Origin of the sequence: Agrobacterium pusense, assembly GCF_900102105.1 — a bacterium.
Lineage (GTDB): Bacteria > Pseudomonadota > Alphaproteobacteria > Rhizobiales > Rhizobiaceae > Agrobacterium > Agrobacterium pusense.
Map to the genome: position 1 here is coordinate 25,071 of NZ_FNBB01000017.1, position 20,030 is coordinate 45,100.

Annotated in this window: 16 protein-coding genes; 4 read left to right on the top strand and 12 right to left on the bottom strand. The window is 57.3% G+C overall.

Features of this window, described 5'->3' with window-relative positions; all coding sequences use genetic code 11:
* Position 1 precedes the first annotated feature (1 nt).
* The 3 genes from BLU28_RS24470 to BLU28_RS24480 all read left to right on the top strand — a co-directional run bounded on the left by BLU28_RS24470 (position 2) and on the right by BLU28_RS24480 (position 4,575).
* Complete coding sequence (locus tag BLU28_RS24470) at positions 2 to 997, top strand: FAD binding domain-containing protein (protein ID WP_077986119.1); 996 nt, start codon at positions 2 to 4, stop codon at positions 995 to 997.
* 42 nt (positions 998 to 1,039) lie between these two features.
* Positions 1,040 to 3,466, top strand: a complete 2,427-nt coding sequence (locus BLU28_RS24475; RefSeq protein ID WP_077986118.1) for a xanthine dehydrogenase family protein molybdopterin-binding subunit — start codon at positions 1,040 to 1,042, stop codon at positions 3,464 to 3,466.
* 86 nt (positions 3,467 to 3,552) lie between these two features.
* A complete protein-coding gene (locus BLU28_RS24480; protein ID WP_077986117.1) occupies positions 3,553 to 4,575 on the top strand; it encodes a zinc-dependent alcohol dehydrogenase family protein in 1,023 nt (340 codons plus the stop codon).
* 86 nt (positions 4,576 to 4,661) lie between these two features.
* Here BLU28_RS24480 and BLU28_RS24485 read toward each other — a convergent pair whose 3' ends face one another.
* From BLU28_RS24485 to BLU28_RS24520, 8 genes are all read right to left on the bottom strand, one after another.
* Positions 4,662 to 6,245, bottom strand: a complete 1,584-nt coding sequence (locus BLU28_RS24485; protein WP_077986146.1) for an FAD-dependent monooxygenase — start codon at positions 6,243 to 6,245, stop codon at positions 4,662 to 4,664.
* Positions 6,246 to 6,807: 562 nt separating this feature from the next.
* Positions 6,808 to 7,365, bottom strand: a complete 558-nt coding sequence (locus tag BLU28_RS24490) for an isoprenylcysteine carboxylmethyltransferase family protein (RefSeq protein ID WP_077986116.1) — start codon at positions 7,363 to 7,365, stop codon at positions 6,808 to 6,810.
* A 38-nt stretch (positions 7,366 to 7,403) separates the two neighbouring features.
* A complete protein-coding gene (locus tag BLU28_RS24495) occupies positions 7,404 to 8,225 on the bottom strand; it encodes a class I SAM-dependent methyltransferase (protein WP_077986115.1) in 822 nt (273 codons plus the stop codon).
* A gap of 186 nt (positions 8,226 to 8,411) precedes the next feature.
* On the bottom strand, positions 8,412 to 9,362 hold the full coding sequence (locus tag BLU28_RS24500) for an alpha/beta fold hydrolase (protein WP_077986114.1): 951 nt from the start codon (positions 9,360 to 9,362) through the stop codon (positions 8,412 to 8,414).
* Positions 9,363 to 9,405: 43 nt separating this feature from the next.
* A complete protein-coding gene (locus tag BLU28_RS24505) occupies positions 9,406 to 10,539 on the bottom strand; it encodes an epoxide hydrolase family protein (protein ID WP_077986113.1) in 1,134 nt (377 codons plus the stop codon).
* Positions 10,536 to 11,591 carry an ankyrin repeat domain-containing protein gene (locus BLU28_RS24510; protein ID WP_077986112.1) on the bottom strand — a complete coding sequence of 352 codons (1,056 nt, stop codon included), beginning with the start codon at positions 11,589 to 11,591 and terminating at the stop codon, positions 10,536 to 10,538. Before BLU28_RS24510 ends, BLU28_RS24505 begins: the two co-directional genes overlap by 4 nt.
* Positions 11,581 to 12,612 carry a saccharopine dehydrogenase gene (locus BLU28_RS24515; RefSeq protein WP_077986111.1) on the bottom strand — a complete coding sequence of 344 codons (1,032 nt, stop codon included), beginning with the start codon at positions 12,610 to 12,612 and terminating at the stop codon, positions 11,581 to 11,583. The genes BLU28_RS24510 and BLU28_RS24515 overlap by 11 nt, the downstream gene beginning before the upstream one ends.
* Before the next feature lie 158 nt (positions 12,613 to 12,770).
* Positions 12,771 to 14,426, bottom strand: coding sequence for a thiamine pyrophosphate-dependent enzyme (locus tag BLU28_RS24520; protein WP_234794447.1), 1,656 nt, complete (start codon positions 14,424 to 14,426; stop codon positions 12,771 to 12,773).
* Between the two features lie 294 nt (positions 14,427 to 14,720).
* Here BLU28_RS24520 and BLU28_RS24525 point away from each other — a divergent pair, with 294 nt between their 5' ends.
* Positions 14,721 to 15,293, top strand: coding sequence for a TetR/AcrR family transcriptional regulator (locus BLU28_RS24525; protein WP_234794448.1), 573 nt, complete (start codon positions 14,721 to 14,723; stop codon positions 15,291 to 15,293).
* 759 nt (positions 15,294 to 16,052) lie between these two features.
* Here BLU28_RS24525 and BLU28_RS24530 read toward each other — a convergent pair.
* The 4 genes from BLU28_RS24530 to BLU28_RS24545 all read right to left on the bottom strand — a co-directional run bounded on the left by BLU28_RS24530 (position 16,053) and on the right by BLU28_RS24545 (position 19,984).
* Positions 16,053 to 16,835 carry an alpha/beta fold hydrolase gene (locus BLU28_RS24530; protein WP_077986108.1) on the bottom strand — a complete coding sequence of 261 codons (783 nt, stop codon included), beginning with the start codon at positions 16,833 to 16,835 and terminating at the stop codon, positions 16,053 to 16,055.
* Between the two features lie 97 nt (positions 16,836 to 16,932).
* Positions 16,933 to 17,355, bottom strand: a complete 423-nt coding sequence (locus BLU28_RS24535; RefSeq protein WP_077986107.1) for a cupin domain-containing protein — start codon at positions 17,353 to 17,355, stop codon at positions 16,933 to 16,935.
* A 120-nt stretch (positions 17,356 to 17,475) separates the two neighbouring features.
* A complete protein-coding gene (locus BLU28_RS24540; RefSeq protein ID WP_175477738.1) occupies positions 17,476 to 18,816 on the bottom strand; it encodes an FAD-binding oxidoreductase in 1,341 nt (446 codons plus the stop codon).
* A 241-nt stretch (positions 18,817 to 19,057) separates the two neighbouring features.
* Positions 19,058 to 19,984, bottom strand: a complete 927-nt coding sequence (locus tag BLU28_RS24545) for a LysR family transcriptional regulator (RefSeq protein WP_077986105.1) — start codon at positions 19,982 to 19,984, stop codon at positions 19,058 to 19,060.
* Positions 19,985 to 20,030: the final 46 nt, after the last annotated feature.

A 20,030-nucleotide genomic window follows, 5' to 3' on the forward strand; every position in this document is an offset into this window, starting at 1 on the left:
AATGTATCCATTCACGCTACAGACTCCGGCGTATGCGGAAGCCGCAATCCTCAATGCTCAGCAAGATCAAGGCGCGCGGTATATTGCCGGTGGAACGAACCTGATCGACCTGATGAAGCTGACGATCGAGCGCCCTTCGTCACTATTGGACATCACTGGACTTCCTGGCCTTGAAGGGGTTGGACGAGACACCGACGGCAATTTACGTGTTGGCGCACTGGCCAAGATGAGCGATGTGGCCGATCACCCCCTGGTGAAAGACTCCTGGCCGGTCATTGCACAAGCCCTCAACAAGGGCGCCTCCGCGCAGCTTCGCAATATGGCGACGATTGGCGGAAATTTGCTTCAGCGGACACGTTGCCCCTATTTCCGGGACATCGCAACGCGCTGTAATAAACGAAATCCGGGCGAGGGTTGTGATGCGATCGGCGGAATCAATCGCGAACATGCCCTGCTGGGCGTTTCCGACCATTGTATTGCTTTGAACCCATCAGACCTCTGCGTCGCGCTTGCGGCCTGTGACACCGTGGTCGAGATTTTGGGACCTGCCGGGCGCCGGATCGTTCCGTTCGAGCAACTTCACCGGAAGCCGGAGGGCACACCCCAGATCGAGCATAATCTGTCGAGGGGAGAGCTCATAACCGCTGTTATTGTCAAAGCCAACGCCGCTTCACGTCATTCAACCTATCTGAAAATTCGCGACCGGGAGTCCTACCAGTTTGCCGTCGTTTCTGTAGCGGCAGGAATAGAGACCACCAGTGACGGCACGATCGTCGAAGCACGGGTCGGTCTGGGCGGCGTCGCGACGGTCCCCTGGCGTGCCAGAAACGTCGAGAGTTTTTTGCGCGGCCGTAGGATAGACGACGAAACCGTGACCGAGGCCGGCCGGCTCTCCATGGCTGGAGCCACACCACGGGCACATAACGAATTCAAGTTGGCTCTCATGGAGGGCGTGCTCGCGGATGCGCTCTTCTCGTTGAAGAACTCCAATGGTTAGGTTCGAAAACGGCCTCAATCGTCCTAACCCGAGGATATCGAAATGAGCAACGGCAGAATAACCCGCAGAGGCTTTCTTGGAGTTTCGACTGCTGCAGCATTCGTGCCTGTTGCAGCACGTGCGGCCACGGCCGATCCAGGGACAACGGCCGAGGTCGCAAGCGATGAGGCGAAAGGATCCCCAGGCCTGGAATTTGGCTCTCCAGCGAGAGTGGATGGACCAGCTAAAGTCACGGGCTCCGCCCGGTATGCGGCTGACGAAGTCTCAGGCGCCGATGTTAGCTATGCGGTGCTCATAACGTCCGCCGTGGCGAAGGGCACCATTCATTCGATCAAAAAGGAAGCGGCTCAGTCGGTGCCCGGCGTGCGGCTCATCCTCGATCATACCAACATGGACATGTTGCCGCCGATCAACGCGGTTTATCCCAAAGGACAGTCGCACACGGTCTTCCAACCCTTTACAACTAGTGAGATCCGTTATTCCGGGCAGCCGATTGCCATTCTCGTCGCGGATGACTTGGAGACCGCCCGCTATGCAGCAGGCCTGATTAACGTCGAGTACGATCTCGCCGATGATGGACCTAAGTCCACCATCAAACTGGCCATGGATCGGCCGAGTCCGATAGCCGTTCCGGTCGAAGAAGCCCATGATCAGACTTTCGGTAATGTCGATGAGGCCTTCGACAAGGCCGACGTCGTGGTCGATGCGGAATACGAGACGGCTATCGAACATCATAACTCCATCGAGCTCTACTCCTGCGCGGTGCGCTGGAGCCCGGATGAGAGGACCCTCACTGTCTATGAGCCATCCCAGTGGCTTTACGGCCTGCGCGCGCACCTGGCGCAGCAGTTGGGCCTTGAACAAAACGCCGTTCAGGTCGTCTCCCGTGTTGTTGGTGGCGCGTTTGGAGGCAAGGCTCTGGCGATGCCTCATACCGTCGCGGCTGCAATCGCAGCGCGCCGTATCAAGCGAACAGTCAAGCTTCACGTCACCCGGGAACAGATGTTCACGATTGGCAGTTACCGGCCAGGCTCTGTGAGCAGGGTCAAACTGGCCGCGCAGAGAAACGGCAAGTTGCTCGCTGTTGCGCATGACTACTGGGCTCAGACGTCGCGCTCGGATCCTGCTGGTATTCCAGGGGCAGAAGCAACCGTCGCCATGTACGACGCTCCCCATGTACGCGGCCGGGATCATTCAGTGCCGACGGACGCGAACGCACCGGGACCGATGCGAGCGCCGGTGGAAATGTCAAGTTTCTTTGCGCTGGAAAGCGCCATGGACGAGCTGGCGGTCGCGCTAGATATTGATCCGATCGAGTTGCGTATCCTTAACGAACCCACCGTTCATCCAACCAAACGTGTGCCGTTTTCAAGCCGATCACTTACAGAATGCTATCGTCGGGGGGCAGAACTGTTCGGCTGGGCAGCCCGCGACCACCAACCCGGGTCAATGCGTAATGGTGACTGGCTGGTGGGCTGGGGATGTGCTTCGGCGCTTTATCCAACCTACGTTGGCCCGGCTAGCGTGCGCATGAAACTTCGTCTCACCGACGGCAAGCCACATCTGGAAGTCCGCCTGGCCGGTCAGGACATCGGCACGGGACTTGCCACAATTGTCTCGCAGGTTGCCGCTGCTAGCGTCGGCCTTGCAATCGAACACGTGCAGGCGATTATCGGTGACAGTAATCTGCCCTTCGGGTCGATGGCCGCAGGGTCTCGGGGAACGGCCAGCGTGTCGCCGGCGACGTTGATGACTGCCAATAAAATTCGACAGCGCCTGCTCGAAGCTTCGGTCTCTGACGCGCAAGGTCCGTTTGCCGGCCGCAATCTGAATGATCTCGACGTAAAGGCTGGGACGATCAGCGATGGCAGAATTGAGACAACAATCGCCGACGTGCTTTCCCGCGTGCACGGGAACACGATCGAGGAGCAGCTTGATTGGGCACCACCTGGAATGCCGCCAGAAACACGCCGTTCCGTCCAGGCCGGCACGGAGGGTGCGGTCGGTCCGATCACCGACACCCATGCCATGTATGCTTTCGGCGCTCAGTTCGTAGAAGTCCAAATCCACCGCAGGACGAAAGTGATACGTGCTCCTAGAATGGTCGGAGCGTTCGCCGCTGGGCGTATCATGAACCGGCGGACTGCGCATAGCCAGTTGATGGGCGGGATGATCTGGGGTCTTGCCTCGGGTCTTCATGAAGAAACGTTGGTCGATCCCCGCAGCGGCCGGTACGTGAATGGCAACCTCGCCGAATATCTTCTCCCCGTTTGCGCCGACGTGAAGGATGTGACTGTGGAGATGCTGGATGAGAAGGACGAGGTTGTGAACCCTTTGGGAATAAAGGGCGTCGGCGAGCTCGGTGTCGTGGGCGTCGCGGCGGCAGTTGCCAATGCTGTCTACCACGCCACGGGCAGGCGGGTTCGCCAACTCCCGATCAGGCTCGACCATCTTTTCGAAGCGAGCTAGCGGGGACAGCGCATATCCGGGGGCGATCCCGCGATGTTGCTGCCTAAAACTCACTCACAACCACAACATTTTGGAGGTGCCGCACCATGAAAGCCATGTCCCTTGCCGCGCCCGGCGGTCTCGACCGGATCCACATGGTCGACCTCGATCCGCCATCCGCACCTGGAAATGGTGAGATTACAATTCGCATCCATGCAAACTCTCTTAACTACCATGACCTTGAAGTGGCAGCGGCGATCAAGTCGTCCGAGTTGGCGGAGACCGAGGATGCCCGGATACTGCTTGGTGATGCGAGCGGCATCGTGACGGCAGTCGGTCCGGGTGTCCGAGAATTCTCGCCGGGAGATGTTGTTGTCTCGTGCATATTCCCTCAGTGGCAGGATGGGCCGCCACAAGTCAGTGACTTCTCCCAGACACCCGGCGATGGGGTGGATGGTTACGCGCGCGAATACGTGACCGCTCCAGCGACTGCTTTTACGCACGCGCCCAAAGGCTTCACTCCGGCAGAGGCGGCCACGTTGACTTCTGCCGCCGTCACCGTATGGCGCGCCTTGATGGTTAATGGCAGGCTGAAGGCCGGCGATCGTGTTCTGGTTCAAGGTAGCGGTGGCGTTTCCATTTTCGCACTTCAGATTGCCAGAGCTGCCGGCGCAACAGTTATCGCGACGTCTTCTTCGGACGACAAGCTCGAGCGGATGAGGGCGCTTGGGGCGGCCCACACGATCAATTACCGGGCCAACCCCGACTGGGGAAAACAAACCTTCGAATGGTCGGATAATCGAGGGGTGGACCACGTTGTTGACGTCGGGGGTGGCGAGACGCTTACAAATTCGATTGAAGCTGTACGCATCGGCGGACACATCGCCATGGTCGGCATCCTTGGCGGGAAAAGCGCGACCGTCCCTGTCATCCCGATCCTGGCGAAACAAATCCTTCTGCAGGGTTGCCTTGCAGGAAGCCGGGCGGACCAGATGGCTCTTGTAGAATTCGTCGAGAGGGTGAACCTCCGCCCGATCATCGAACGGAGGTTTCCGCTTGCATCTTTGGCTGACGCGTTCGCCTATCAGAAGGCTGGTAGTCATTTCGGCAAGATCGTCATTGAGATCTGAGATCGAGGCGCGCAGTCAGCAACGGTATGATGGACTAGGCGCTCACGGCCCCGAACTCTGCGATAAACCGAAGGGACCGGCACCTATCAGGCATCTGCTGTTGATCCCAACCGCTCATTGGCTCGGCTTTCAGGTCTGCCAAACCATTGCGACGCAGCCTCGAGAAACTCCTGCTGGTCTATAGGCGCCTTGCCGACCCAGGCGACAAAGCCGTCAGGTCTTATGAGTATCGCCTCCAAGCCCAAGGGGTTTTCGAGGTCGCTCGCAATATAGGTGATCCGCGAGGAGAACTGCCGCGAGATTTCTTCCAGAGGCGATCCCGCTCCAAAACTCAGCAACAATCCTTGGCCCTTTTTGAGATGTTCGCCGAGCCTTGACCCGTCGGCAAGCCTGAAATCTGGTGTACTGCGGCCGACCAGCGGATGGGTTCCCCCCAGATCGTAGCGAAGGGAGATCCCCCATACGCGTTCGGCAAAATAGGTTGCGCCATCAGGCAGGTCGATGAGATCACGGAAGATTGCCTCGAGAGCGCGTGAGCTTCGGCTGGGGCGCATGATCGCCACCTGAGCCCGCGACCAATCTAGAACCTGGGCTCCAACCGGATGCCTCTCGATGGTGTAGCTATCCAGTAGACCGCGCGGCGCGTCGCCGCGAATTTCGGCGGCCAGTTTCCAACCCAGATTCATTGCGTCTCCAAGCCCGAGGTTAAGGCCCTGACCGCCCAAAGGAGAATGGATGTGTGCCGCGTCACCGGCAAGCAGCACTCTTCCCTTGCGATACGTGGTCGACTGGAATGCGCGGTCCGTCCATGTTGTCGCGAGCCGGAGCGTCGTCAAGGTGACATCGGTGCCTGAGATATAACGTAGCACCTTTTGCACATGATCAAGTGTAAGAGGCTGCTTGCGATGGCACGCGCCTCCGTCGAAATCGACCATAGCCACAGTACCGGGCTTTTGGTAGGTAAACATGCCGGTGTGGGTGTAATGGCGGCCCGTCGGAAGCCGGTCCGGATCATCCATCTCGACCTGGACGGAATAGCCGGTGAATTCGGGATCGGTCCCAACGAATTCAAAGCCTGCGACCTTGCGCACGGTACTGCGCCCACCATCGCAACCGACAAGCCAGAGCGCTCTGAAGATTTCACCACCGGCGCGAACAGTCACTTCCGTGCTCGACTGCTCGAAATCATGGATACAGACGCCGCGCCTTATCTTAACGCCCATTGCGACTGCGCGAGCGGCAAGCACGGATTCGATATGCTCCATTGTGCTTGCCATGTTGGTGGCAGCTGGCGTTGGCAAGCGGTACTCCCACCGCTCCGTATCGATCTTGTCATCAAAGAACTGGATGCCCGAAAAGTGACCGCCGGGGCGACGTGCCTGATGCATCCAGTGTGCAATAGTAGAAGCGTCGCCATCACGCGATGGCATTTCTGCACGGAGCGGCGCGCTGATTTCGCCGAGCATCCCGCGACGATAGAAGGCCTCAATGGTCGGAGAGGAAAGCCCACGCATTCCGAACGGGAGTTGCTTCAATGGAGAGCGCTGGTCTTCCGCCCTTTCCAGCACAAGGACCGACACGCCTGCCAGCCGAAGCTCGCATGCGAGAAACAGCCCGACAGGTCCTGCACCGGCGATCACCACGTCATAAGTGGAATGAAGATTAACCATAAACGGCTCCCTGATGGTCGTTCGACCGGAGCGGTTCATCATTTTGATAACCACACGGACGAACAATGGGACGCCATACAGCGTCCAATGCTCGTCGTGGGACTCATGCTTTACGCAAGGACAGAGCTTCCGTTGACGGAAGGATTTGGGCTAGACCACACCAAATCTGCCTTTTTCGACACTCGCAATATAGCTCTCAAGGAAATGTCCCGCAATGGCACTCAATGTTGATCATGGCACATTCCCGCAACCAATGTGGTCACTGCAAAGTCTCGAGATCGCAATCGAGCTAGGTTATTGCGTAGAAAAATACCGTCCAGACTAAAGGAGGTAATGGCATCCCAATCTTTCGCTCCTTTTGCGGCGACGTCACATCGTTGTCTTATCCGGCTGCCACTGAACGACCACGACGCAGCCACCGTGTCGAGCATTGTATTGGACACCACTTGCATTCGGTTGGAATGTCAAAGCGGGGATCGGTATTCTTCGAGGCACCCGGAAAGCTCGGAAGGACTGGATTCGTCTAAGCGATTGTACTGAGGAGAAATGCCTCAACAATCTGTCATCGATACTTGGGGAACACTTGCACCATGATACGTTCTTCCTGCCGAATTCGAACGAGCAGCGGTAAAAGATAAGCAGGCAGTCCAAATAAAAGTGTCCAATAGGCGTTCAGTGCAAGAGCGAATCCGACAAGTTCCGGAACGACGCTCAATACGTAATTCGGATGGCGAACAAAAGAAAACAAGCCTGTCGTGACGAGCCGATGCTGTGGGGCAATAATGAGTTTTATTGTCCATAGTCCACCAAGAGAACGAATGACCGCGACAAGAACCAATGCCGCCGCGACATATACGGAGATCGCAAGAAGCGACACAGAGTGGCTGAGCTGATGAATGCCACAGGCAGACTCGGCAACTGCTGCGGCGCCGAACGAGACATGAGATGCGGCGAGCACGATACTGTTGGCGGTCCCGTACTCCACCGCGCCGTCACGTTTGAGGCCTTTTCGTTGCGTGCTGATAGGATCACCGTCGCAATACGCCATGCTGATGCGAGGAGGACGAAAAGGACCAGATAGCTTGGCATGGAGTAATCCTGGAATCTTGGGATTCGACATTGATAGTCACGCGAGACCCGCGACGCGGCATCCTCACCTCAGCCGCTGGAAGTCTTCTTCACCTGCAGCACCTCCTGTTTTCGAGCAAGGATCAGAAAGGCCCGGGTTGGGAGTTTAATCGTTCCACCTTCGTCGGCATAAAGCCCGAATGCGCTTTCGAGCTTTTCGTGCAAAAGGCCCAGATCGTGCCCGTCCAAAGAACGATAGCCGGGAAACCCTCTAAACATAAGATCACATTCGCTTACTACGTGTGGCGACGAAAAAGGCGTCCAAATTTCTTGGGCAACCTGAACGTCAACGTCAGTACATCCGGCGCTCCGCAGCAGTTCCACAAACGACTGTTTTGAAAAGACGGGGAAAAAGTTGGTCGGCCAGAGCTCGCGGTCCGGAAACAATTCATGGAAGACACGGCGCAGAAGATGGGCCGGTGAACAGTCATCTTCGTGCGTCCAAATTGACAACGCGATCCGGCCTGCGGGTCGGGTGACCCGAACCATCTCGGAAAGGCCCTTTTGCCAGGTTGGATAAGCCAACAGACCAAAATTAGAAATGCCGATATCAAAGCTTCCATCGTCGAGCGCCAGACTTTGAAGATCCATCACTGCGGCCGAAGATGAGGCGAACGGCTTCAGACGATCAGTAGCACGTTGAACCATCAGCGGATTGATGTCCGTTGCTAATACGCTCGCGCCCTGTTGTGCGGTGGCGAAGGCGAGGCCGCCAGTGCCAGCACCGACATCGACTATCGAGTGACCTTCCACTGGGCACAAATGATCCAGTAACCGCAGCGCGAAAGGTTGCGTGGTGCGCTCTCCCATACGCTCGTACAGATCAATTGCATCCTGAGGATTGCTATTCATTTCCGTTGCCGTCTTGAGGTTTCTAACGCCGCGGAAGAGAGCGCCTGTAGTCGGAGCCTTGAAGTTCCAGAGCGAAAGTTTATTGAAGGATGGAATATAGAATGTTTGAGCTTGCCCCGTGCCATGACACGTCGAAGCCGTCGCCGTTGAAAGGCCGCTTCGCCTTCTGCCGCTATTCGAGCACCCTTAACGCATTGGTCGGACGTTGTTCAGGAATTTCACGAGCACATCGTTGAAACGAGCCGGCGCCTCGAGTTGCGGCCAGTGACCGAGATTTTTCAGCAGCTCAAAGCCCAGCAATCCGGGGAGCCCTTCTCTCAGGGTGTTCGCATCGGGCCGGGTTAGCATATTCAATCCATCGAGCTCCCCCGTCAGGAAAAAGCTTGGTTGCCGAATCCTCGCGCCAGCATAAAGCCGGCTTGCTCGCGTCCAGAAGGGGTCGAGCGCCCGGTAGTAGTTCAGCGCACCGTGGAAGCCCGTTTTGTTGAAGATCGAAATTTGGTCCTCGATGTACTCCGGATCGATGGTGGTCGGCTGCTTTGGATCCGGCCTCAGCAATCCTTTCTGAGGATCGAAGGGATCCCATCGTTCGCTTTCAGGGGGCTCCCCGGAACTCCAATAGTAATTCGACGGGATGCTGGCGCTGGCATCAGCCCAAGCGATATCGGCCTCGGGCTTCATTTGGCCGAACATGTAGAAGTCGGATTTTCCCTGGTCCCGAAGCCGGTCGAGAAAGCTCGGGCCTCCCGGCTGAAGATAGGGGACGCTGACACAGAAGACGGCGCTTATTCTGTCCGGTCGCATCATGGCAGCATTCCAGGCGACGGTTGCCCCGAAATCATGCCCAACTAAAACCGCTTGATCTGCTTCGAAGTGGTCGAGGATACCGATGACGTCACCTACGGTGTCAAACGGGGTGTAGAGGAGGTGGTCATCAGGCGCGTCGCTTTCCCCGTAACCACGCATGTCAAAGGCAACAGCGCGGTAGCCATCATCAGCAGCTGCCTGCATGGCCGAACGCCAGCAGAGCCAGGTCGCCGGAAAACCGTGGCAAAAGAGGATCAGAGGGCCATTTCCTTGCTCCACGACGTGCAACTTAATCCCTCTCGCATCGATAAGATGGTGTACCGGTTTCATTCAGAGTTCCTTTTCAAAGTTGATCCAGCCCATGGTGTGTAGATCACGACCGCTCGCGTATCGTCCTGAAGCTGGCGCGAAGCTCGCCTGCGAACAACTCGGGTCGCTCCCACGCAGGAAAGTGGCCGCCTTCGTGAAGCTCGTTATAATATGACAGGGTCGGATAACGTTCCGCGACCCAGCGGCGACTGGCCTCATGGATATCGAGCGGGAACTGGCTATAGCCGACCGGCACCTTGATCTGATGCTCCTTGAAACTTCTCATGCTGTTCCAGTAGATGCGCGCAGACGACGCTGCGGTTCCGGTCAGCCAGTACAGTGTGATATTATCCAGCAGCGCATCGCGGCCGATCAATTCTTCCGCATCTCCATCGACGTATTTCTGGACCAATTCGTAAATCCAGGCGGCTTGACCTACGGGAGAATCTGTAAGGGCATAACCGATCGTCTGCGGGCTCTGGATCTGTTCGGTCATATAGCCGTTTTCGTTATTCGTGAAAGCGCCAAGGCGGTCGAGCGCCTTGCGCTCTTTGGCGTCCCGCGCTTCCATTCCCTCAACGATCGGAAACATGTTGAAGTGCACGGCTCGTACCGCCGGCAAACCAATGCCGCCCAGAGCGTTCGTTATCGCATATCCCCAGTCGCCACCCTGAGCGACGAAACTGTCGTAACCAAGCCGGTGCATCAATTCGACCCAGATCGAGGCTACCCGTTCCGGCGACCAATCAGGCCGGATGAGCTTTTGGGATAAGCCGAAATTCGGAAGCGACGGCAGCACGACATGGAAAGCGTCTTTCGGGTCAGCCGCGTGCGCCCGCGGGTTTGAGAGGAGGGCGGCCACATCTAGGAATTCGATAACGGACCCTGGCCAGCCATGCGTCAACACCAACGGTAACGCTCCCGGCTCGGGCGACTGAACGTGGAGGAAATGGATATCAAGATCGTCAATGCGCGTAACCGAAGGGTTGAAGCCGTTCAGCCGAGCTTCGCAGCGTCGCCAGTCGTAGTCGCTAGACCAGTAATCAACCAGCGCCTGCATTCGCGCGAGCGGCACGCCCTGCGACCAATCGGAAACGGTTTCCTTGTCCGGCCATCGCGTCCTCAAAAGCCTCTCACGAAGATCGGTAAGAGCGGCCTCTGTAAAATTGTAAGGCTGTGGTTTGATAACCTCGATCATGATACCTCCTCTTCAGTAGAACCAAAAACGATGCCCTCGTCCTTGCTCTCCAGCGAAGCCCGATCAAGAAGCTCGACGATTTCAGGATAGCCGTAGAGCACCGCCAGATCCCGTGGCGTCATCCCCGAATGGGATCGGAGATCTGTACGCGCACCGGCCTCGATAAGCGCACGGGCGACCTCTATGTAGCCGTGCCAAACGGCGTCATGTAATGCATTAAACCCATTATAGGCGCCCTGCACGTTGAGCCCAGGCGCACAGGCTCTGTCCTTGGTTGCGCTCGCCAGGAGCCGCACGATGTCGGCGTGACCAAAGTAGGTCGCGTCATGAAGTGCCATCCCGCCCATCAGACCGATCAGCCGCTCTGGTCGAGCACCGGCACGAAGCAGCAGGCGAACAATCTCGGTATGACCTTCACGCGCAGCGATACCAAGCGGCGTATACTTGTCATCGACGCTGCCCGAAACCGGTACTGTTTGATTGATATCCGCGTTTGCGGAAATCTGGGCGGCGACCGCGTCGCCGTGACCTGCTCGAACGGCCTTGATCAGCGTCAGAGATTCGACATGTTCTGCCTTTCGACGATTGTGAGCTTCGAGGAGCCGAGCTATTTCGTCCAACCCGTCTTGTCGGGCGATGTCGAGGGCTGTCTGGCCCCAATAATTGACAGTGTGGGTCCGTGCCCCCCGAGAAAGCAGCCCTTCAACGACCTCGACATGTTTGTAGAGGACTGCGTCGATAAGGGGGCTGTTGCCGAGGCTTGCGCTTTGTTGGTCTATGAAGGCGCCGTGGCTCAAAAGTAAGTCAACCAGATCGGGATTCCCGGACTGGACTGCCTTGTGAAGCGCGCTCGCACCCATGCGGGGCTCCAGCGCATGTACGTCAGCGCCCGCAGTGAGTAAGATCTCTGCGATATGGAAATGCCCATGACCGGACGCGACCATCAGGGGCGTAAAACCCTCCGGACCGCGTTTGTCGACATCTACACCATTGCGCAGGACGTCGGTCACCATCGCAAGATCGCCCGACCGGACTGCGAGATCAAGCGTCATGGCGTCCTCCAGGGTCACGCTTCGCAAGGTCCAGAATCACGCCTCCAACTCGCTTAAATCGGGCCAGATATGCATCTGGCTCAAGCAGCTGATAGGGCAGATAGAGTCCCGGCGCTGTCGGGGCTTGACCGTCGAGTCCGAGCAGGCGCTGCAGCACCAGAGCGACGCCCAGACCGGTGAGCGGCATCTGCCCGAGCGCATGGGTGATAGCGCGATGGGCAAATAGCGGTGCACCCGAATGGTCCTGCCCTTCCATCTCGATGATGATCTCCGTCGAGAATGCTTCCCCCCTCCGGCGCGATGATGTCGTTCCAATCGCGAGTTTGAATTCAATATCCGGCACGTCCAGTGCGGCAGCGAGGCCGATGACGTCGTTGACCGAAAACGCTGTGGCTTCTGTCTGGCTCCCGTCCGCGGCGTTGAAACTTGTCTTCACCTTGTCGCCGGTCAGCCAGTGAAACTCCCCGCTTCGCCGGATGAGCGCAGAAGGCATTACCGCGTTCTGCCGATCGAAGTCGGCAAAACCAGCGGGCCCTGTCGCGTCTTCTTCATCCAGCAGCGCTCCGATTGAGATCCGCTCAATTTTCCCGAAGGCCTTGGCAAAACTCAGGATCGGCATCGTCGTGGCACCAACAAGCCATTCCGTCCCAAGCACGACCGGTGAAGTGCTTGGGCGCTGAGTAAAGTACGCAATCTCAGGCCCTATCTCAAACAGAGCTCGCGAGATGCTGATGTGGGGCACGGAGCGCGACTGGGCAAACCGGACAGTCGCCAGCCGGTCTTCCGTGAAGAACACAGCAACGGCACCTACTTGTCGGTCTCCTAGACCAAGGTCGCTCGCGGTCAAATCTATTGGGACTGCTTCGGCCGATCCAAGTTCTCGCGCGAACTCTTCCGCCTTTTCGAGGTTTCGTCCACCGATCAGAAACCGGATCTGGGGGTGTTCCTCCCGCAGCAGCCTTGCTGTCCAACGGCCGACCTTTCCTGTTCCTCCGACCAGAAGAATGGGACGTGGTGACATATCTGCAACCTCCTCGTGGCAGTTCAGTTTGCTACGGTGAGAACGAAGTTACTAGTAGTAAGTTCCAATATCGGCGTGCCCGAGGCACTGGCGCGTGACCTCCTAGAAATAGTTGGACGAAGAGCGATGGTCTGGACGCCTGCTTGTGCGCTGATCGCTCATTCACGCGTGATGACAAGTTCCACGAGGTTGGGCGAGCCGGAATGAATCCCTGCTCTGACGGCTTCTTCAATCTCTTCAACGCGTGTGACCTTGCAAGCCGAGAGGCCAAACGCCGTGGCGAGCGCACCAAAATCAATCGTCGGATCGACGAGCTCCATGCCGGGAATGGTTGAGTTTCCTTCGTGCTCGTAGCCTTGAGCGACGGAGTAGCGCTTGAGAATATTATACTCGCTGTTGTTCATGATCACGAAAGTGACAGGGAGTTTCAGCTTTGCAGCGGTCCAAAGGCCCTGCGGCGTGTAGAGCGCGGACCCATCCCCCAGAAGAGCGACCACCGGATCTGACCCGAGCCCGAGTGAGACACCGACTGCTGCAGGTAACCCCCAGCCGAGGATAGCGCTCCGCATGAAGAAATATTTCCGCACGGCGAAGCGGGTCATGAAGCTCCGTATGTGGTGCATGGTAGCCGGCGCTTCATCGACGACCGCGATAGCGGGCCCAACGGCCTTCAAAGTCGAACCTGCCGCAACAAATGGTGTAATCGACGTCTGACGGCTCTCTGACATCAGTCGGCTGTCGAGGTCTCGCAGGGCATTCACGCGGGCAGCAGCGGCGAGCTGATACAACGATCGAGCCGCATCACGGAGGGGCGCCGCTGCTTCGATCAGCAGAGCACTAAGCGCTGCCAGCGATGGCTTGAGATATCCGACGCATCCCAAGGCCGCCGCATAGGTACGACCGATCTGTGTAGCGTCCTCGGAGAGCTGAAACAGCTTGCACCCGTGCGGAACCGCGCCGCCGGGGGTATAGAGGTACGAGAGGAACGGATCCTCGCCCACCACGAAGACGGCATCATATTCCCCAAGAGCCGCTCGCATTCCGTCCGCGCTGGAGGGGAGGTTTCCGGACCATAGAGGATGATCTGTGGGGAAAGACATGCTGCCCGGCCACGATGGGCCAAGCACGCGGCAACCAAGCATCTCAGCGATCTCGACGACTTGGGAAGCAGCATCGCTGACTGCAACTTCATCTCCAGACACGATCGCTAATCTTCCAACCTCGACGGCCGCTAATGCTCGAGCGAGTTCTTCTAGGCCTCCCGCGGATGATCCCCTGCTGATGGCCGATCCGAGGCCCGCCTCTACTCGCGTCTCAGCCGTCAATATGTCGATGGGGAGGGAAAGGAATATCGGGCCGCGCGGCGGGGTACGGCAATCTTGCAGTCCGCGCCTGATCAGGGCGGGGATCTGGTCAGGGTGTTGAACCTCGCGCGACCATTTCACTGCAGGTTCCGCCATCTTCAGCACATCGCCGTAAAGAAGCGGATTCATGAAGCCATGACGAGTGTCCTGCTGACCCGCTGTCACCAGCATGGGAGTCTTTGCGATCGCAGAGTGTTGTAGCGCGCCCATTGCGTGCCCAAGGCCGCCCACGGTGTGAAGATTGACGAAAGCGGTCTCCCCGCTTGCCTTTGCAAATCCATCTGCCATAGCAACGACGGCAGCTTCTTGCAGTCCGAGAACATAGCGCAGATCAGGATGCCGGCGCAGGGAATGCATGATCGGCATCTCTGTCGTGCCAGGATTGCCGAAGATGTATCGGACGCCTTCGCTTTCCAAAACCTCCAGCAGCAGATCTGATCCAAATTTCATAGCAATTCCAAACATTGTGGGTCATCAGTCTGGCACCCCAAAACCTGCCAATTTGCGCCACACAATGAGGACGCTGTAGGTGGAGGTCTTGTAGATTCTTGCACATTCATCCGACGCCTCTCTGTCTCACTGCGCGCTTGTTGATCATTGCGGCTGCAGCAACACCGAAGCAATTGAACTAATTTGAGAGAGTCTGAGCGTTTTTGGACGAGCGGCGATTGATTGTGGCTATGTATTTTTGGTGGACTGGTTCGTCACACCTTTCCCGCCGAGCGTCACACGAGGTTGTAGAAATTGCCGAAGAAAATGCCAAAGAGCGATCGCCGCACTCAGTTGCTAGAGATCGCACATCTGATCGTACGAGAGGATGGCACCGACGCTCTTACGCTAGCAACGCTGGCTGAGCGGGCAGGGGTGACCAAGCCCGTTGCCTATAATCACTTCGGCACGCGAGCCGGACTGATGATCGCGCTATACAAGGAAATCATGGATCAGCAGGTCCGGGCGCTGGCCCAGGCGCTAGAAGATTCGCCGGCCAGTCTTCGCGATGTCGCCGAGGTTCTGGCGGAAGCATACATGTTATGCCACGAAACCATCGGGCCTGAGTGGCACGCCATCGGCGGAGCGTTGAGGGGCGATGCTCAGATGGACGCAGTCCAGCGGGAGATGATCGATGGGCATATCGCATTCTTTGCGGCAGCGCTTGCACCTTACTCGAAATTGCCTCCTGAGGCAGTTCGTCGGCGCTGCCTAGGTATTATCGGCGCCGGGGAAGCCTTATCGGACGCTCTCGTTCGCAAGCGGGTCCGGAAGGATGAGGCCATCCAGGACTTCCTCACGTTGATTTTATGTTGGATCGGGGCATAGCCTCGCTCACAATAAGGTCGGGCCGAGTCCCCGGGTCAAGACGGTCAATGTGCCAACGCTTCCGCTGGCGCATCGCAGGACTGACGCATTCATTCTGATTTTCAGAAAAGGGTTGCGATTTAGGCCGCCTCGGTCAAATTGCGAGCAGTAGGGTTGCCCGCCCTGGATCAGGCGGTGCGCTGTACCACGCTATTCTGAAACCAGGCGGTTTGGGGGACGTGGCGCCGCAGCGACCGGTTTTTGAAAGCATATGACGATGGGGTTCTGAAGAAAAAACACACGTTCGCGCGCTGCACGGCTCGGAATTTTCCTCGCACGCGCTCGCGACGGTCAGGAATTCGTCGTGCTGTCATACCTTGTGATGGCGATTAGCGGGCTGTCAAATGAGGATGCGGCACGCCGCCTATCGATGATCGTCATCCGGCCCATCAATTTCGCTGGATTTGAGCAGCTCGATCTATCCATAATGCCCGGCGGGCATCACCTGCTTCGTCCATCCAAGGCGCAGGGGCGTGGTGCCTGAACTTGGGGACATCGCAAACGCGGAGCTCGATCTTTCACCGAGACTGCTCCATGTCGGGGTGGCAGACGTGCCGGAAACTAAAGAACGGGCCGGCAGGGAGGCGCATCCAAATCTCGTGCTCACTGACATCTGGATATCGCGATAGAGGCAGCCCATAACCAAAGAGTACAAGGAAGCGGTTGCGCGTCCAAGCCTCGCAACTGCTTCCGATGCTAATTCGTCCATGAGGCAAACGCTTACGCGCTTTGGCCGGCGGCCTCAAGGACAAGATCAGCTACCTCGCGAGGGTGCGAGATCAAAGACAAGTGGCTTGCTGCGAGTTCGATCGTTTTAGCGCCCATACGCTTGGCCAAGTAACGTTGCAGATCGGGATTTATCGTTCGGTCCTCACTCGATACGGCATAGAAACTCGGTTTCGAACGCCATGCGGCTTCCGTGACCTTTCCTGCCAGTAAGGGCTTTTGAAATGGATACTGCGTGGCGAACAGCACTTTAGCTCTTGCTTCCGGAACATCGCCAGCGAAATCACGCAAAAACGCCTCTTCGCTGAGCCTGCCTTCCTCCCCGTCATAAACAATACCGGCACTCGCGGGAGGCGTGGGATAAGACTTTGCGAGGGCCGCGAAGTCTTCATTGGCATCAGGCGCACGAGCCGCGATATAGACCAGTGCCGAGACATTTTGATGCATACCTGCTTGCGTGACAAGCATCCCACCGAAGGAGTGGCCTACCAAGACGGTAGGTCCATCCTGGCGAGCAAGCACGCGTTCCGCCGCGTCCACTGATTCAGGAAGCGTTGTCAGGGGGTTCTGCACAGATGTGACTGCCAGCCCCTTTGGCTGCAACAGGGATATGACATCGTTCCAGCAAGAGCCGTCCGCAAAGAGACCGTGGACGAACACTATGTTGCGTGCTTTCGGTGGACGACCTAGAGCCGGGGCAGCCATTGCGTTTGCCGAAAAGATCGATGCCGCTGCTCCAGCGGCTAACGTTGAAAAAGTGCGTCGATTGATCAACATTTGCGGTCTCCTCTCTATAAACACTGATAAGACTCGTAATTTGTTTCGCTTTGACGTCCGGCGCCCTTGGCTGCTTGGTGTCCGGCCTTCACCGGGCTCAGCGATGATTTCGATCTTCGGGTTCCCAACCAGGAGGTGCAAGTTGAAATTCCGTGAAATCGAAACCAGGAGCGACCGTACACCCTGCCAAGGTGAATTTTCCGAGCGGAGTGGCCGACTGCCAAACATCTCTAGGGACGATAACCTGAGGCCGTTGGAGGCGCTGTATCTCAGGTCCCAGTATAACGCTTGACACCGCCCCTCCCTCCTGCCACGTGCTGATTTCGAGTGGAGAACCCAAATAGAAGTGCCAGACTTCAGAAGCGTTTCTCAATCGGTGCCAATGGGACTTTTGACCTTCTTCCAAGAGGAAATAGATTGCGGTCGAGTGGACGCTCCGCGCAGCGTCGTCGTCGCGGAAGGTCTCGGTATACCAGCCTCCCTCCGGATGAGGCTGCATCGAGAGCGACTCGATAATCATTTGTACGCAGGCATCCGGCCCATCTCGTTTGGAAAAGGTCACTACGGTTCTCGACGTTGGCACTTTCAGGGTAATCCTTGGAGGGCACTGCCCCCAAGGATTCGCGCAAGGTTCCGATAATTAGCGTGCGATGCGCCCTGTTCCCGATCGAAAGAGATCGTCAGGATCGACCCTGCTCTTGATCGTCTTCAGACGCTCGGTCGAGCTTCCGAAAAATTGCCGCGCGCGTTCCCCTTCATCGGGGGAAAGGAGGTTGGGATAGCCGCCGGGAAGCGCAAGCGTCGCCAAAGACGCAGATACGTCTTCAGACCAAGCGCGATGACCGGACGCTTCACCGTTCGCCGCTCCATCCCAGGCGGAAATAATTTCGATAACAAAATGCGGTTTGCGAAGGGCAAAAGCCGTCGCCGCTGGATCGATATTTGTTGCCGCTCCGTGAAAATCATGAATTACGAGTGCCGAAAACGGTGACGTGAAATTGAGAGCAGCCTGGATGAGTATCTCGACCACGTCTCGATCAAGCCGCTCGACCGTTCGCGTGGGCAGGCTGTAATTGCGCCCCTTTGGCCAAGCTTTCTCGGCCTCCTTGTCGAAGGTCATCTTGTATGGCATCCAACCGCTTTGGATCGTGTAAGCAGATTTATCTGCCTGCAGATCGCTCACGAGAGCCTCTCCGATATTGCGATCGCCGGTCCATGTCGGGGAAACGAAAAGAACAGGGTTACCGTTCGGGCCGGTCATGAAGGCCATGAACAGGTTCAGGTCCGCAGGATGTGCATCAATGAGGTCCTGGCACAACAGTAATATGCGTTGCGCATCTTCCATCGGGTAGATGTGCATCGAGACCAGAACCTCGGGCACGTGATATAATTTGAGACGGCACGCTGTCACCACACCGAAGCCGCTGCCACCACCTCTCAAAGCCCATAAGAGATCACGATCGTCCTCTTCGCTGGCGACTGTGGTGGTACCGTCTGCGAGAACAAGTTCAGCACTCTCCAACGTGTCAGATGTCAAACCCAGAGTACTTGTCAGCCGGCCATAACCACCGCCGAGGGCCAACCCAATCACGCCCACGGTTGAGACCGTTCCTAAAGGGCTTACAAGATGCGTTGGGAGTTTCTCGACGAGGTCGCCCGAAAGGGTTCCGCCGCCAATCATCACGGTCTTGCGGTCGCTGTCCACTGCTACAGAGGTCAGCGATCGCAAGTCGAGGATCAAATTCTCTTTTACGAAGCCGCGTCCCGAAAGATCGTGACCACCTCCAAGGACCGACATTGGCGTGCCGTGTTCTGCAGCGACCCGGACGACGGAGGACAGATGGCCCTTGTCTCGAATTTTGACGATCGCCATCGCCTGTGCGTCGACTGCGGCGTTGAAGAGCAGCCCGTCTGTGTCGAAACTTAATTCTTCGCCGCGAGCTGCTAACTCCCGCAGTAGCGGATTCTGGTTGGTAAGCATCCTATCCTCGTTGTTCATGACGACCCGATGGCCTCTTGCCCAGCGGGCGAATCCATACGCGGCTAATCGAGAACAGGATTGTAGATTTGTGCATGTTGTTCGGCAGCCAGCCGCTCGAGGGGAGTGTGTATCCAGGAAACACGATCTCGCTCCGTTAGATCAACCTTCCGCGCCGGTGCGAGCGCCATTAGTCAAAGACACCCTTGAGCAAATGAACTTGTTTACAGGTGCCGACTTAGGCTCAAGCTGAAGGGTCATCGGCGGAATGCTGAGTGATCGCAGCCTCTTTGAAATATTCTATGAGCGCGCGGAAGGCTGGCGACGTTCCGCGCCGGCTTGGGTAGTAGAGACTGAAGCCGGGCAGATCCGTTAGCCAATCCTCGAGAACCTCCCTGAGATTGCCGGTTTCGAGATCGGCGGCGACCTGCGAGCGAATTAGAAAGCCGAGCCCCAACCCGTCGACGACGGCTGACCGGATCGCTGCTCCATCATCCAGGATCAACGCTGGATTACCTTTGTACTCAAACTTTTGGCGCCCCTTTATCAACGAGAGGCGGAAGAGCCGTGAAGAGCTCACGTAGCGATATAAGATGAGTCGATGAACAGCGAGGTCTTCTGGCACAGCCGGGATCGGGTACTTCTCAAAATACGATGCCGAGCCTGCGATGACCACAGGCGTGGACGCAGTCAATGGAAGCCTCACCATGTCCTTATCGATGAGCGTACCGAAACGGATCCCCCCGTCAAAGCCTTCAGCGACAATGTCGTCCAGACCCTCACTGGTTGAAATTTCGATAGCAATATCGGGGTAGCGCTGACAAAAGCCTCGCAGCGCCGGCCGGACGATGCTTTCAAACGCAACCGGGATCATTGTCAGCCGGACGACGCCCGAAACCGTCTCCCTTGCCTCCTGCAACCTCAGCAGCTCTTCCCCGATATCGCGCATCGCCGGGCTAAGGATCTCCAGCAAGCGTCTCCCTGCGCCGGTTGGGGCGACGCTACGAGTAGTCCTTGCGAGCAGTGCCACCCCGATCTTTTGCTCGAGTTGGCTAATTGTGTAGCTGAGAGTGGATTGTTTGACTCCAAGTTCGGATGCCGCCTCGGTGAAACTTTTGTGTCGTGCGACGGCTTCAAAGACTGCCAGATCTCGAAGGACGTGTCTGTCCACTTATTAACCTCATCTATAAGGCTTCTTGAAGCTCGGTAGCTTATCA

Bases quoted from the DNA above. Each gene is read 5' to 3' on its own strand.
- BLU28_RS24470 (WP_077986119.1), top strand. From the start codon at position 2: ATGTATCCATTCACGCTACAGACTCCGGCGTATGCGGAAGCCGCAATC.
- BLU28_RS24475 (WP_077986118.1), top strand. From the start codon at position 1,040: ATGAGCAACGGCAGAATAACCCGCAGAGGCTTTCTTGGAGTTTCGACT.
- BLU28_RS24480 (WP_077986117.1), top strand. From the start codon at position 3,553: ATGAAAGCCATGTCCCTTGCCGCGCCCGGCGGTCTCGACCGGATCCAC.
- BLU28_RS24485 (WP_077986146.1), bottom strand. From the start codon at position 6,245: ATGGTTAATCTTCATTCCACTTATGACGTGGTGATCGCCGGTGCAGGA.
- BLU28_RS24490 (WP_077986116.1), bottom strand. From the start codon at position 7,365: ATGTCGAATCCCAAGATTCCAGGATTACTCCATGCCAAGCTATCTGGT.
- BLU28_RS24495 (WP_077986115.1), bottom strand. From the start codon at position 8,225: ATGAATAGCAATCCTCAGGATGCAATTGATCTGTACGAGCGTATGGGA.
- BLU28_RS24500 (WP_077986114.1), bottom strand. From the start codon at position 9,362: ATGAAACCGGTACACCATCTTATCGATGCGAGAGGGATTAAGTTGCAC.
- BLU28_RS24505 (WP_077986113.1), bottom strand. From the start codon at position 10,539: ATGATCGAGGTTATCAAACCACAGCCTTACAATTTTACAGAGGCCGCT.
- BLU28_RS24510 (WP_077986112.1), bottom strand. From the start codon at position 11,591: ATGACGCTTGATCTCGCAGTCCGGTCGGGCGATCTTGCGATGGTGACC.
- BLU28_RS24515 (WP_077986111.1), bottom strand. From the start codon at position 12,612: ATGTCACCACGTCCCATTCTTCTGGTCGGAGGAACAGGAAAGGTCGGC.
- BLU28_RS24520 (WP_234794447.1), bottom strand. From the start codon at position 14,426: ATGAAATTTGGATCAGATCTGCTGCTGGAGGTTTTGGAAAGCGAAGGC.
- BLU28_RS24530 (WP_077986108.1), bottom strand. From the start codon at position 16,835: ATGTTGATCAATCGACGCACTTTTTCAACGTTAGCCGCTGGAGCAGCG.
- BLU28_RS24535 (WP_077986107.1), bottom strand. From the start codon at position 17,355: ATGATTATCGAGTCGCTCTCGATGCAGCCTCATCCGGAGGGAGGCTGG.
- BLU28_RS24540 (WP_175477738.1), bottom strand. From the start codon at position 18,816: ATGCTTACCAACCAGAATCCGCTACTGCGGGAGTTAGCAGCTCGCGGC.